The sequence below is a fragment of the Enterococcus sp. DIV1094 genome (assembly GCF_017316305.2).
GTDB lineage: Bacteria > Bacillota > Bacilli > Lactobacillales > Enterococcaceae > Enterococcus_B > Enterococcus_B mangumiae.
Genome location: NZ_CP147250.1, coordinates 2,456,962 through 2,471,410, shown reverse-complemented (window position 1 = coordinate 2,471,410; position 14,449 = coordinate 2,456,962). Strand labels below are relative to the sequence as shown.

Sequence of the window (14,449 nt, the reverse complement as noted above, 5' to 3'; positions counted from 1 at the left end):
TCGCTCCTTTTTCTTTTCTCCTATTCAATAATAGCAAAAAAACGGAAAGAAGCAATACTTATCTTCCTTCCGTTAACGTCTATCTAGTTAAATATTTTGTGTAATCTTCTATATGAAGAAGACGTTTCGCATTTTCAACTCGCTCTTTTGTCGGCGGTTCGATCCCTTCAAGTGGATACGCCAAACCAAGAGTCTCCCATTTGTATCTACCCATTGTATGATAAGGAAGGATTTCCACTCGATCGACATTCTCAAGTGTTTTGATGAACGCATCTAGGCGAATCAAATATTCATCATAGTCACTACGTTCAGGGACTAAGACATGACGGATCCAGACTGGTTTTTTGATATCTGAAAGATACTGAGCCATCTCCAGAATATTTTCATTGCCCCAGTGAGTCAATTTCTTGTGTGCTTCATTATCAATATGTTTGATGTCAAATAACAGTAAGTCCGTATAGTTCATCAACTCTTCAAAACGAGAAAAGAAAGGCTCATCATACGAAAATGGTTTCCCACACGTATCGATCGTTGTATGGATGCCACGTTCTTGCGCTTTTTGGAATAATTCGATCAGGAAATCGATCTGCAATAAAGGTTCACCACCACTGATCGTGATCCCTCCTTGCTTGCCCCAATAAGAACGATAGCGCTCTGCTTGATCTAAAATCGCCTCTGCGGTATATTCTTTTCCTCCACCGATATTCCAAGTGTCTGGATTATGGCAAAATTCACAACGCATCCGACAACCTTGCATGAAGACGACAAAGCGAACGCCTGGTCCATCTACAGACCCAAATGTTTCAATCGAATGGACATAGCCTATTGTTTGTTCTTCCATCTTAATCACTTCTTTTCTTTAATTTCTTTCGTCTCGAGCCACGGACAATGTTTTTCAACCACAACCTCTTTGTAAAAAAGGAAGACAAAAGCTCATGCGGAACTTTTGTCTTTCCTTTTACACTACGTTGGTTGTCTTACATTCTGTCGTGTGACGTTCTCATCAATACATCTAATTGTTGTTCTCTTGTCAAGTCACGGAATTTAACGGCATATCCAGAAACACGGATCGTTAAGTTTGGATATTTCATTGGGTTTTCCATTGCATCACGTAACAAGTCGTTACTGAATACGTTCACGTTCAAGTGGTATGCGCCTCTTGAGAAGTAACCATCTAATACGTTACGTAAGTTGTCGATTCTTGTTTCTTCGTCTTTCCCTAACCCAGAAGGATTGATCGTTTGTGTGTTAGAGATTCCATCTCTAGCATGTGCATAATTGAATTTCGCTGTTGAATTCAAGCTTGCAAGCAAACCATTTTGTTCTGCTTGGTAACTTGGGTTTGCACCAGGTGCCAACGGTTTACCAGCTTCACGTCCATCTGGTGTATTACCTGTATTTTTTCCGTAAACAACGTTTGACGTGATTGTCAATAATGAAGTTGTCGGAGTTGAATTACGGTAAGTTTTGTGACGTTTGATTTGGCCCATGAAGTATTCTAATACCCATTCAGCGATTTCATCAGCACGGTCATCGTCATTTCCATATTTAGGGAAGTCGCCAGTCACTTCAAAGTCAACTGTGATCCCTTGTTCATTACGGATTGGTTTTACTTGTGCATATTTGATTGCAGACAAGCTATCTGCTGCGTGAGAGATCCCTGCAATACCTGTGGCAAATGTACGTTTCAAGTCAGTATCCATTACAGCTAATTGTGCAGCTTCATAAGAATATTTGTCGTGCATATAGTGGATGATGTTTAGCGTATTTACATAAAGCTCAGCTAACCAATCCATGATATTCATGAAGTTGTGTTTCACTTCTTCAAAGTCTAATGTGTCGCTTGTGATTGGACGATATTCAGGACCTACTTGCGCTCCTGTCATCTCATCAACACCACCGTTGATCGCGTATAACAATGCTTTCGCTAAGTTTGCGCGTGCTCCGAAGAATTGCATATCTTTACCAACAACAGTTCCAGATACACAACATGCGATCGCACAGTCATCTGAACCCCATTGTTCGCGAAGTAAGTTATCATTTTCAAATTGGATCGAAGAACTTTCGATCGCAATTTTACTTGCATACGTTCTGAATCCTTCAGGTAAGTTTTCTGAATATAAAACAGTCAAGTTTGGTTCTGGTGAAGGTCCCATGTTTGTTAATGTATGCAACATACGGAAATCATTTTTCGTTACTAATGAACGTCCGTCTAAGCCCATACCAGCAATTGATAATGTCGCCCAGATCGGGAAACCAGAGAACAATTGATTGTATTCAGGCGTACGTGCAAATTTCACCATACGTAATTTCATCACAAGATGGTCGATCAATTCTTGTGCTTCTCTTTCAGTGATCACGCCGTTATCTAAGTCGCGTTGGATATAGATATCTAAGAAAGCAGAGATACGTCCGATAGACATTGCTGCTCCGTTTTGAGATTTGATTGCTGCTAGGTAACCAAAGTATAACCATTGAACAGCTTCTTTCGCATTTGCAGCTGGTTTTGAAATATCATAGCCATATTTTGCAGCCATTTCTTTCATTTGAGCCAATGCACGATATTGTTCTGAGATTTCTTCACGAAGACGGATCACTTCTTCGCTCATTGTATGGTAGCCAGTATTGTCATGGTCTTTTTTCTTTTGAGCCATTAAATAATCGATTCCGTACAATGCGATACGACGATAGTCACCGATGATTCGGCCACGTCCGTATGCGTCAGGAAGTCCAGTGATGATCTTGTTTTTACGTGCAGCACGCATTTCTGCTGTATAAGCATCGAACACACCTTGGTTATGTGTTTTTCTCCAGTCTGTGAAAATATGTGTCAACTCTTCTTTTGGCTCATAGCCATTACTTGTCAACGCATGGTTTGCCATGTTGATACCGCCAAATGGCATGAAGGCTTGTTTTAATGGTGTTTCTGTTTGTAGACCTACGACTTGTTCTAAGTCTTTGTCTAAGTAGCCAGCTTCGTGAGAAGTGATCGTTGACACGACATCTGTATCCATATCGTAAACACCGTTGCGTTCAAATTGGATATCATTCAATTTTTGTAATTTTTCCCACAAGTTGTCAGTTGCTTCAGTCGGTTTTTCTAAAAAGCTATCATCACCGCGGTATTCTGTATAGTTGTTTTGGATAAAATCGCGTGTATCCACGCCTTCTTTCCACTTCGTTCCTTTAAATCCATTCCATTGTTCCATCGTATGGACCTCCCGTTTCTGTTTTATGTAACAGTTTTTACGTGATAAGTATAACACATGTTGCTCCCAATGCAAGGGTTTTCTTGTTTTTTTAGTAACAAATAAAGTGTATATAAAATAATATTAGTTATTAAAGTTGTTAAATCAACATTTACAGCTTGTGAATCTATTCATATTTTGTTTGTGCAAGTATTAATTTTCTTTTAATATAAAAAGAATAGCCCGAAACTGTAATAATACAGTTTCGGGCTATTCCATAAAAAACTATAACAGTTAATCCTCAATCTCGATCATTGGTGAATCGATGACCATCTGCACTTCTCCACCTTTTTTCTCGTCGATGACAAAAGAGCCATTAGATGTACGGTCTCCGATCGGATAGTCCGTCGGATCGATCGTAGTTTCTTGTCCTTTTTGATTGATCATAGTGATCGTTTTCGCGTGTCCTTCAGACATATAAACGACTCGATGTGGTTGTTTCTTCAGTTCTCGTAAAACAGCTACGCCTCGTTTGGCACGAGAAGTCTGACTGATTTCTTGCGCAAGCATGCGTTTTACAGCACCTCGCTGACTAATGATGACGATTGGCGTATCGCCTTCTGCCAAGACGAGTAAGCCATTCACAACATAATCTTCTTCTTTCAAGTTGATCGATTTGACACCTGCGGCTTTTGTGCCAACAACAGGTACTTCCGTCAATGGGTAACGTAGGCCCATGCCTTGATGAGTAACTAAGAAAACATCCCGATCTGTCTGTTCTTTTTCAAGATAGACAGCTACTAATTCATCTTCCCCAGCTTTAAACTTCATCCCACTCAACGGACGGCTCTTATACGTACGCCATGGTTCAAAATCGGTCATCCGTGTCTGTTTGATCAAGCCATTTTTACTGATGAATACAAATGTTTTTTCAGAATCGATCTTCTGATATGGGAAGACCGCTAAAATCGATTCATCGACCGCAAGATTCAAAATCGTTTGAGAAATGTGCTCCCCAGCATCTTTCCATTTCAAATCTGGCAGTTCATGGACGGGACGATAGATCACATTGGCTTTATTCGTGACTAACAAAACGTGATCCAAGGTGTTCAGTTCACCTGCATATAGCAGATAGTCCCCTTCACGCATTCCGATTTCTTCTGGTTTTGAGGCACTGTAAGAACGGAGACTCGTCCGTTTCACATACCCTTCACGCGTCACACTGACGATGACATCTTCTTGTGCAACCAGTACTTGTGTGTCGATCTTGATTTCTTCGATTTCCTCTTCGATCATCGTCAAACGAGAGGAAGCGTACTTCTTCTTGACTTCACGAAGTTCTTTTTTCATGACAGAAAACAGCTCTTTATCATTTGAAAGAATTTTATTCAATTCTGTGATCAGAGCGATCAATTCTTGCGATTCACGACGCAACTCTGTGATGTCTGTATTCGTTAAACGGTACAGTTGTAACGTAACGATGGCTTCCGCTTGTTCTTCTGTAAACTGGAACATTTGGACTAAATTAAGTTTTGCGTCTTTTTTATCTTTACTTTCACGGATCGTTGCGATCACTTCATCTAAAATCGATAAAGCTTTCATCAGACCTTCGACGATATGTTGTCTTTTTTGAGCTTTCTCTAGGTCAAATTGACTACGCTTAGTGATTACTTGTTTACGATGCTCGATATAACTACTTAAAATATCTTTCAAGCCCACTTGATGAGGCGTCATGTGATCGATTGCGACCATATTGAAGTTATAGTTGATCTGCAATTCGGTATTCTTGAATAAATAGTTCAAGATCCCTTGAGCATTTGCATCTTTTTTCAATTCAACAACGATCTGTAGACCTGTACGATCACTTTCGTCACGAACTTCTGCGATCCCATCGATTTTTTTATTCAAGCGGATCTCATCCATTTTTTTGACAAGTGTCGCCTTGTTCACTTCATAAGGGATCTCAGTGATCACGATCTGTTGTTTGTTTCCTTTGATTGATTCAATCGAGGTCTTTGAGCGTAAGATGACTTTGCCACGACCGGTTTCATAAGCTTTCTTGATTTCATCTTTTCCTTGCAAAATACCTCCTGTTGGAAAATCAGGACCAGGAATGAATTCCATCAATTTGTCTAAGCTTGCTTGTGGATGGTCGATCATATAGACCGTCCCATCGATGACTTCAGCAAGATTATGTGTTGGGATCTCAGTCGCATACCCCGCAGAAATACCCGTTGAGCCGTTAACTAACAGATTGGGATATCTTGCTGGTAATACGGTCGGTTCTTTTTCAGTATCATCAAAGTTCCAAACAAGATCGACCGTATTCTTTTCGATATCAGCGAGCATCTCACCACTGAGCTGCGATAAACGCGCTTCTGTATAACGCATGGCCGCTGGTGGATCACCATCCATACTTCCGTTGTTGCCGTGCATCTCCACAAGTACTTCTCGCAGCTTCCAATCTTGACTCATACGAACCATTGCATCATAGATACTACTATCTCCATGAGGGTGGTAATTACCCATGATATTCCCAACAGATTTCGCTGATTTACGGAATCCTTTGTCAAACGTATTGCCGTCCTTGTTCATCGCAAATAAAATACGGCGTTGAACAGGCTTCAAGCCATCTCGGATATCGGGCAACGCACGTTCTTGGATGATATATTTCGAGTAACGTCCGAAGCGGTCACCCATCACTTCTTCTAACGTTAACTCTTGGATTTCTTGACGTTCTTCCATTAGGTGACCTCCTATTCTACATCAACTGATTGTTCATTTTGGTTTTCTTCTATGCGTTCTTCATCTAGCAATTCATTAGAGACTGAAGAGGAAGTATCCGTTTCTTCTTTTTTGTCTAAAATGCTGCGTTCTTCTTCTAAGCTGAATTGCACATGGTTTTCGATCCATTTACGACGTGGTTCGACTTTATCGCCCATCAGCGTTGTTACTCGTCGCTCTGCTTGTGCGGCATCGTCGATCCTAACACGGATCAATGTCCGAGTCGCTGGATCCATCGTTGTTTCCCATAATTGTTCGGCATTCATTTCACCAAGACCTTTATACCGTTGCAACATATAACCTTTGCCGATGTTTTTGATCACTGCCGCTAATTCATCATCCGTCCAAGCATATTCGATCACTTGTTTTTTCCCTTGGCCTTTTGAGACTTTATACAAAGGAGGTAATGCAATGTAAACTTTGCCTGCTTCGATCAAAGGTTTCATATAGCGATAGAAAAATGTCAACAATAAGACTTGGATATGGGCACCATCGGTATCCGCATCGGTCATGATGATGATTTTGTCATAGTTACAATCTTCAATGGAAAATTCAGGGCCAACGCCCGCACCGATCGTATAGATCATCGTATTGATTTCTTCATTTTTCAAAATGTCTTGCATCTTAGCTTTTTCGGTATTGATGACTTTTCCTCGAAGTGGTAAGATCGCTTGGAATTTCCGATCTCTTCCTTGTTTGGCTGAACCACCAGCTGAATCTCCTTCGACAAGATACAATTCATTTTTCTTAGGATTTCTCGACTGTGCTGGTGTCAATTTTCCAGAAAGCAAAGATTCGCCTTTTTTCCGTTTTTTGCCATTACGGCTTTCTTCTCTCGCCTTACGAGCCGCTTCACGTGCTTCTCTGGCTTTGATTGCCTTGCGGACCAACATCTGACTCATCTCGCTGTTTTCCTGCAAGTAGAAGCCCATTTGCTCGCTCATGACATTATCAACGACGGAACGAGCGATCGGTGTCCCCAATTTTTCTTTTGTTTGCCCTTCAAACTGAAGCAAATGTTCAGGTACACGGATCGATAAGACTGTTGCAAGACCTTCTCGGAAGTCACTACCTTCTAAGTTCTTATCTCTTTCTTTCAACAAGCCGACTTTTCGGGCATATTCATTGTATGCTTTGGTCATCGCTGTTTTCATACCGACTTCATGCGTACCGCCATCTTTCGTTCGAACGTTGTTGACAAACGATAGCACATTTTCAGAATAACCGTCGTTATATTGATAAGCCACTTCGACTTCGATGCCTTCTTTTTCGCCAGAGAAATAGACCACTGGAGTCAACGTATCTTTTTCTTCATTTAGATACGCAACAAATTCTTTGATTCCTTCTTCGTAATGAAAGACTTCTTGAACCTTTTCGTCGCCTCTTAGATCGGTTAATGTGATTTTTACACCTTTCAACAGAAACGCTGATTCTCTTAAACGTTCAGACAAGGTATCATAAGAGAATTTAGTGGTTGAGAAAATACTATCATCTGGTAAGAAATGAACAGACGTACCATTAGCTTTTTTCGTTTTACCGATTTTTTTCAATGTTCCGTCTGGTTTTCCACCTTGCTTGAATGTTTGTTGATATTCGATGCCATCACGAACGATCGTCACCGTTAACCATTTAGACAACGCATTGACGACACTGGCACCGACACCATGCAGCCCACCAGAAGTTTTATATCCTCCTTGGCCAAACTTACCGCCAGCATGCAATACGGTGAAGATGACTTCAACCGTTGGAATCCCTGAAGCGTGCATTCCAACTGGCATTCCACGACCACTATCTGTAACAGTCACACTGTTGTCTTCGTGGATCGTTACAGCGATTTCATTCCCGTAGCCTGATAAAGCTTCATCTACGGCATTATCAACGATTTCATAGACTAAATGATGCAAGCCTCGGCTATCAGTCGACCCGATATACATCCCTGGTCGTTTTCTTACTGCTTCTAATCCTTCAAGAACTTGGATCGAGGCATCATTGTATTCATTTTTAATTTTCTTTGCCAAGGCAAACGCTCCTTCAATAATACTTGCGGGATAACCGCACCACGCTTATCATACTAGAAAAGTCCTCAAAAAAAAAGAGGGAAGGTCAGAATTACAAGAAACAACCAACTCTCCCGCTTTTTCATCCTTTTCTATCAACTAGACCGATGGCAACGATCCTTTACTCTTTTTTAAAAATCAACAATCGGTCAACATGCGTTCTTCTCATACTTAGTTAACAGGTTTCCGAGAAGTTACTTTATTGCGTATCTGAACGTGCTCTTCTGATACTTCTCGTGTTTTATTGTTCCATCTTCGCTAGCTCGATCTTGATGCAGCGATCCATGACGATGTCATTTCTTCCAGCAGCTTGGAGCATTTCAGCAGCTTCTTCATTTTCAATACCTAGCTGTGCCCAGAAGACCTTCGCATCTGTTTTCAAGAAATCGGCTGCCACTTCCGGTAAAAACTCACTACGACGGAAAATATCCACGATATCGATCGGTTCATTGATATCCGTCAGTTGTGCAACAACAGGTTCACCAAGCACTTCTTCACCTGCTAAAACAGGATTGACCGGAATGATACGATAGCCGTGTTCTTGTAATAATTGCGCAATTTGGTAACTTGTCCGTTCAGGCTTATTACTTAAACCAACGACTGCGATCGTTTTTGCTTCTTGGAGATAACGGAAGATGGTTGCTTGTTCTGGATTTTTAAATGACATATGGATGACTCCTTTCGATCGTTCAATTTTTTTCGATTGTTTGAAGCATTCTTTCATGCTAAAATATACATTAGTTTCAACTTGAAAGAGGTTAAAAAATGAAAATAATCTTATTGTTTATTGTAGCATATCTTTTGGGTTCCATTCCATCCGGAGTATGGGTTGGTAAAATCTTTTTTAAAAAAGACATCCGCGAACATGGTAGTGGGAATATGGGCACGACGAATACTTTCCGTGTTTTAGGAAAAACTGCTGGAACAGTTGTATTGTTCATGGACATTTTAAAAGGAACTTTAGCCACTGCTTTACCAGTCATTTTCCATGTTACTTCCGTCAATCCACTATGGTTTGGGGTATGCGCGATCTTAGGACATACATTTCCGATCTTCGCAAAGTTCAAAGGTGGCAAAGCGGTAGCAACAAGTGCCGGTATGTTGTTAGGCTTCAATCCACTCTTCTTTATTTACTCGTCTGCGATCTTTGTGATCAGTTTATATTGTACAAGTATGGTGAGCTTAACGAGTATGATCAGTGCGGTCTTGATCACTTTATCCACGATCTTTTTGCCGTACGTTGCGCCAGCGATCTTGCCAGAACCAAATTTACTTTTGACACTCATTGCTTGTGGTGTCTCCGCTTTTATTTTTTACCGTCATAAAGACAACATCAAACGAATCAAGAATAAAACAGAAAGCCGGATCCCATTCGGTTTGAATAGCAGTAAAAAGAAATGATCGCTTTCGATCAATGAAAAACAATGCCTTCTAACACATTTGAGCGCCAACTAGCGACTCATTTGTTCAGAAGGCATTTTTTATTGTCGAACTAACTGAAAGCGAAAGGTTTGCTAGAGCTTAGGTTATTTCACAGTGATCGAATATTTCGTCTTGAATAATTCGTGCGCACCCAATTGATTGATTCCCGCTTTTTCGATCAACTGACCAGTACTGTTGACGGTATCAGCAATCCCGAACCAAGGCTCGATGCAGACAAAGGGCGCTTCTTTTGGATACGGCGACCAAATGCCGACATAAGGCATGTCTTTGTAGCTTAGGGTGACACTGTGACTTGATTTTTCACTACGGATACTATACGCATTCAAGCCTCTTGTTTCGAATACTAACGCATCTTGATCAAACAGATCACGCATCAATGCAAGATTCGTATTCGTTTGACCGATCGTTTTTTGTTCCATATCGATGAATGGTCCAGATAATGGTAAACGTAAACGTGATTTTCTAGGAGAAAAAGCCAAATAGAAATCTTCAAACGTCAACCCTTCTTCTAATGGCACATTGAATGCCGGATGACCGCCAATGGAGAAATACATCTCTTCTTCCCCAATATTTTCAACTTGGTAATGAACAGTGATCCCATCTCCGCCTAGTTCATAAACTAATACTAGTTCAAAATCAAACGGATAGTTTTCTTTTGTTTCAGGGGTACTTTTCAGTACGAACTTCGCACGTTCTTTGTCGTGTTCAGCAACTTCAAAATCCATGTCACGAGCAAAACCGTGTTGTCCCATCGAATACGTTTTTCCTTGATACGTATACTGATCGTTTTTCAAACGTCCAACGATAGGAAAAAGAACGGGGGCATGTCTTCCCCAGTACTTAGGATCGCCTTGCCATATATATTCCAGATCATGTTCTTTCGATTTCAAACTGATCAATTCTGCTCCATGTTCCGAAATCTCAGCAATCAGCTGATCATTTTGAATTATAACAGTCATCGTCATCCTCCATCTTTTCTCAGACATTTACTGCGTCAAGTAGTAAATGTCTGAGAAAGTTTCCATTTAATAACTATGCTTCGTTAGCTCGTCTTTAAACCGAGCATTCAATACTTTTAAATACGTCCCTTTCATGCCTAGTGAGCGAGATTCAATGATACCAGCTGATTCAAGTTTACGTAAGGCATTCACGATCACCGAGCGAGTGATGCCGATCTTATCTGCAATATTTGAGGCAGTCAAACGTCCTTCGTTGCCTTCTAACGCATCAAAAATGGCTTGTACTGCTTTCAATTCGCTGTATGATAACGTATTGATCGCCATTTGGACAGCAGTCGTACTACGGACATCTGCTTCGATATCTCGTGATTTTTGATAAAGGATCTGCATACCTACTACCGTTGCGCCATATTCTGCTAACACAAGGTCTTCATCGGTAAATGCTTGCTCCATTCTTGCTAAAATAATGGTTCCCAATCGTTCACCGGCACCAAAGATCGGCACAACTGTCGTTAAGCCAAAAGGATATTTTTCACGGCTTTCAAAAGGAAATGCCGTCATATCACTTGTAATTGGGATATTTGCTTCTGTTTTTGTGATCAAATCGACCGTTTCCGTGTACGCATCAGGAAATTGTTTTTGTACAAACATTGTCTTCACACGATCATTATTCACATCGTGTCGTTCATTGTAACCAAGTAGAACCCCTTCACTGCCAATGATATACGTATTGCTATCTAAAACAGCACCTAAAGTGACCGCCATTTTATCGTAAGGTAAATCCGCCTGCATATCAAACGTATTTTTTTGTTGCAATAATTTGTTTATCTTTCGAGTGTTCGTCAACAAATCCGTCATTTTTTTCCTCCGATTTTATAATATATAGCGACTCAAGTCTTCATTCGCCGCAATTGATCCTAATTTATCATCGACATAGGCTTCTGTAATGGTGATTTCTCCCATTTGCATTTCTGGTGCTTCAAACAACAAGTCTTCCAACAATTTCTCTAAAATCGTGTGCAAACGACGTGCGCCGATATTGTCTGTATCACGGTTCACATCATAAGCGATCTGAGCAATGCGTTCGATGGCTTCTTTCGTAAACGTAACAGTTACATTTTCGGTACCGATCAATGCAATATATTGTTTGACTAACGCATTGTTTGGTTCAGTCAAGATCTTGACAAAATCCTCAGCTGTTAAATCATCTAACTCAACACGGATCGGGAATCGACCTTGTAATTCAGGAATCAAGTCACTTGGTTTTGACAAGTGGAACGCTCCTGAAGCGATAAACAGAATATGGTCTGTTTGTAATGCGCCGTATTTCGTATTGACTTGTGATCCTTCTACGATCGGCAAGATATCTCTTTGCACACCTTCTCTTGATACTTCCCCAGATTGTTGGGATTTAGAGGTGATCTTATCGATTTCATCAATGAAGATGATTCCGCTTGATTCAGCCAATTTGATTGCTTCGCTGTGGATATCCGCATCATTGACTAATTTGGCAGACTCTTCTTTGATCAATAACTCCAATGCTTCTTTGACTGTCACTGTACGTTCGATTTTTTTCTTAGGTGTCAAAGCACCTAGTGTTTCGTTCAAATCGATCCCCATTTGTTCCAGTCCATTGTTCATCATTGGTGCAGGTTTCTTTTGATCTTGTACTTCGATCGTCACTTCTCGGTTGTCAAGCAAGCCTTTTTGCAATTGCTCTAACACTGTGCGACGATTCACTCGAATCTCTTCGGTCACTTCTTCTTGCGTTTCTGCCGGTTGTTGCGAAGCGTTGAACATATTCATCATTTGTTCAAATTGGTTGTTTGATTGTTTTTGCTCTTTTTTGATGCCAGGTACAAGAATTTTCACTAATTGTTTTTCCGCATTTTTCTTCGCTTGCGGGCGAACGCGGCTATATTGACTTTTTTCAACGATTTGGATCGCATTTTCGACAAGGTCACGAACCATTGACTCAACGTCACGTCCTACATATCCAACTTCCGTAAACTTCGTTGCTTCAACTTTGACAAAAGGCGCATTGACGATCTTCGCCAAACGACGCGCGATCTCTGTTTTACCAACCCCAGTTGGTCCGATCATCAACATGTTTTTTGGTGTGATGTCTTGTTGCATTTTTTCGTCTAATTGCAGACGGCGATAACGATTTCTAAGGGCAACTGCCACTGATTTTTTTGCTGCTTGTTGGCCAATGATATATTGATCTAACTCACTGACGATTTGTTTTGGTGTTTGTTTTAATTCATACATATCCTTCACCTCTATAATTCTTCCACAATAATGTTGTGATTTGTAAAGACACAGATATCTGCGGCAATATTCAGCGCATTTTCAGCAATTTCTTTTGCACTCATGTCATTTTGAGCATAGTTCTTCATTGCTCGTGCGGCAGCTAAAGCAAAGTTTCCACCAGAACCGATGGCTAAGATGCCATCATCCGGTGTGATGACTTCACCTGTACCTGAAACAAGCAACATTTCTTTATCGTTCATCACGATCAGCATCGCTTCTAATTTTTGCATCGATTGTTGTGTGCGCCATTCTTGGGCTAATTCAACGGCTGCTCTTTGCAAATTTCCGTTATATTCATTGAGTTTGCCTTCAAATTTTTCTTCTAAAGTAAACGCGTCGGCAACACTTCCAGCAAAGCCGACAACTACTTCTCCATTGTAGATACGACGTACTTTTCTAGCACTGCCTTTCATGACGACTGATTCGCCCATTGTGACTTGACCATCGCCAGCCATCGCGAATTTACCGTTTTTTTCAACTGCACAAATGGTTGTTGAATGAAACTGTGATTCTACCATAGTTGTTTCCTCCTAAAAATGTGGTCACGCTCGTGGATGGAACGAGCGATAATTTTTTTGTAAACTTTCTTTTGTAACATGCGCATAGATTTGGGTCGTTGATAAATTTGCGTGACCTAAAAGTTCTTGCACCGTACGCATATCCGCACCGTTGTTTAATAAGTGTGTCGCAAAAGTATGACGTAGCATGTGAGGATGGATATCGCTATCCAAACTACTTTTTTTGATGATTTGGTTTAATACATATTCAATACCAGTAGGTGTGATCGGTTCTCCATGATGATTTACAAAGACATGGTCATGTGACTTATGGTATTTCGTCATTAAGAAGCTGCGTCCCTTGGCAAAATACTCTTGCAAAGCATCTTGCGCAAATGAACCCAACGGCGCATAACGTTCTTTATTTCCTTTTCCATGGATCAACATCACCTCTGTCCCAAAGTCGATGGCAGACATCGTCAATTGGCTACATTCACTCAGACGGATACCTGATCCGTAGAGAACTTCAAGTAACGCTCGATCTCTAAGTGCTAGAGGACTATCCCCAGTGACACTTTCGAATAAACTTTGCATCTCATTCTCATAAAAAAAACGCGGTAGTTTGACATTTTTTTTCTTTAAGTGAACATACGAAAATGGGTTTTCTGCAATTTTTTCTTCACGCAGAAGGTATTGATAAAAGGAACGTAAACTTGCGATTTTTCGACTGACTGAATTTCGACTGTATGATTTATCTGACAGATAGCTCAAATACACTCTCACGTCCAAATAGCTTACTTTCAGCAGATCAGATTCGCCCGATTCCGCTAAGAATCGCTGAAAATCGTTGATATCTTCTTCATAGGCTGATTTTGTTTTTTCTGAATAACCACGCTCAATAATTAAATAACGTAAAAAATCTTCTTGCAAAGTTGATTTCATTCTTTTTACACCTACCTTTTGATCCCAAAATAAATTTAGCATAGCCCTAGAGAAAAAACAAACAAATTGTCAGAATTTAATCAATATTTCTAAGTTTGTTCACAATTTAACCAATTTACTTGACAAATAAGGGGTGAGGCAACTAAAAACCGCATTAAAGAACCTTTGTTATCTTAAATAGTGACTCAATTCAAGAGGACTGCCGAGAAATAAGCCGAAGCACTCAGAAATGGTGAACACCATTCAGAGAAACTTCGACTTATTAC

General features: G+C 40.5%; 11 protein-coding genes. 1 reads left to right on the top strand and 10 read right to left on the bottom strand.

The annotated features are described in order from the left end of the window. Positions 1-79 precede the first annotated feature (79 nt). From pflA to DOK79_RS11760, 5 genes are all read right to left on the bottom strand, one after another. Positions 80-841, bottom strand: coding sequence for a pyruvate formate-lyase-activating protein (pflA, locus tag DOK79_RS11780; protein WP_206857444.1), 762 nt, complete (start codon positions 839-841; stop codon positions 80-82). 136 nt (positions 842-977) lie between these two features. Further along, complete coding sequence (gene pflB, locus DOK79_RS11775; protein WP_206857446.1) at positions 978-3,209, bottom strand: formate C-acetyltransferase; 2,232 nt, start codon at positions 3,207-3,209, stop codon at positions 978-980. Between the two features lie 273 nt (positions 3,210-3,482). Then, the gene (parC, locus tag DOK79_RS11770) at positions 3,483-5,933 is read right to left on the bottom strand and encodes a DNA topoisomerase IV subunit A (protein WP_206857448.1); all 2,451 of its coding nucleotides are present in this window, start codon (positions 5,931-5,933) and stop codon (positions 3,483-3,485) included. A gap of 11 nt (positions 5,934-5,944) precedes the next feature. Beyond that, a complete protein-coding gene (gene parE / locus DOK79_RS11765) occupies positions 5,945-7,990 on the bottom strand; it encodes a DNA topoisomerase IV subunit B (RefSeq protein ID WP_206857451.1) in 2,046 nt (681 codons plus the stop codon). A 280-nt stretch (positions 7,991-8,270) separates the two neighbouring features. Further along, the gene (locus DOK79_RS11760) at positions 8,271-8,696 is read right to left on the bottom strand and encodes a CoA-binding protein (protein WP_206857452.1); all 426 of its coding nucleotides are present in this window, start codon (positions 8,694-8,696) and stop codon (positions 8,271-8,273) included. A 98-nt stretch (positions 8,697-8,794) separates the two neighbouring features. Here DOK79_RS11760 and plsY point away from each other — a divergent pair, with 98 nt between their 5' ends. After that, complete coding sequence (gene plsY / locus DOK79_RS11755; protein ID WP_206857453.1) at positions 8,795-9,430, top strand: glycerol-3-phosphate 1-O-acyltransferase PlsY; 636 nt, start codon at positions 8,795-8,797, stop codon at positions 9,428-9,430. A 125-nt stretch (positions 9,431-9,555) separates the two neighbouring features. Here the strand turns inward: plsY and DOK79_RS11750 are convergent, their stop codons facing one another. The 5 genes from DOK79_RS11750 to xerC form a co-directional block, all read right to left on the bottom strand. Continuing rightward, positions 9,556-10,431: an aldose 1-epimerase family protein gene (locus tag DOK79_RS11750; RefSeq protein WP_206857454.1), complete on the bottom strand. Its 876-nt coding sequence runs from the start codon at positions 10,429-10,431 to the stop codon at positions 9,556-9,558. Positions 10,432-10,497: 66 nt separating this feature from the next. Continuing rightward, a complete protein-coding gene (codY, locus tag DOK79_RS11745) occupies positions 10,498-11,289 on the bottom strand; it encodes a GTP-sensing pleiotropic transcriptional regulator CodY (protein ID WP_206857456.1) in 792 nt (263 codons plus the stop codon). Positions 11,290-11,304: 15 nt separating this feature from the next. Beyond that, complete coding sequence (hslU, locus tag DOK79_RS11740) at positions 11,305-12,702, bottom strand: ATP-dependent protease ATPase subunit HslU (protein ID WP_206857458.1); 1,398 nt, start codon at positions 12,700-12,702, stop codon at positions 11,305-11,307. 11 nt (positions 12,703-12,713) lie between these two features. Next, the gene (hslV, locus tag DOK79_RS11735; RefSeq protein WP_206857465.1) at positions 12,714-13,262 is read right to left on the bottom strand and encodes an HslVU peptidase proteolytic subunit; all 549 of its coding nucleotides are present in this window, start codon (positions 13,260-13,262) and stop codon (positions 12,714-12,716) included. A 24-nt stretch (positions 13,263-13,286) separates the two neighbouring features. After that, the gene (gene xerC / locus DOK79_RS11730) at positions 13,287-14,225 is read right to left on the bottom strand and encodes a tyrosine recombinase XerC (RefSeq protein WP_206857475.1); all 939 of its coding nucleotides are present in this window, start codon (positions 14,223-14,225) and stop codon (positions 13,287-13,289) included. Positions 14,226-14,449: the final 224 nt, after the last annotated feature.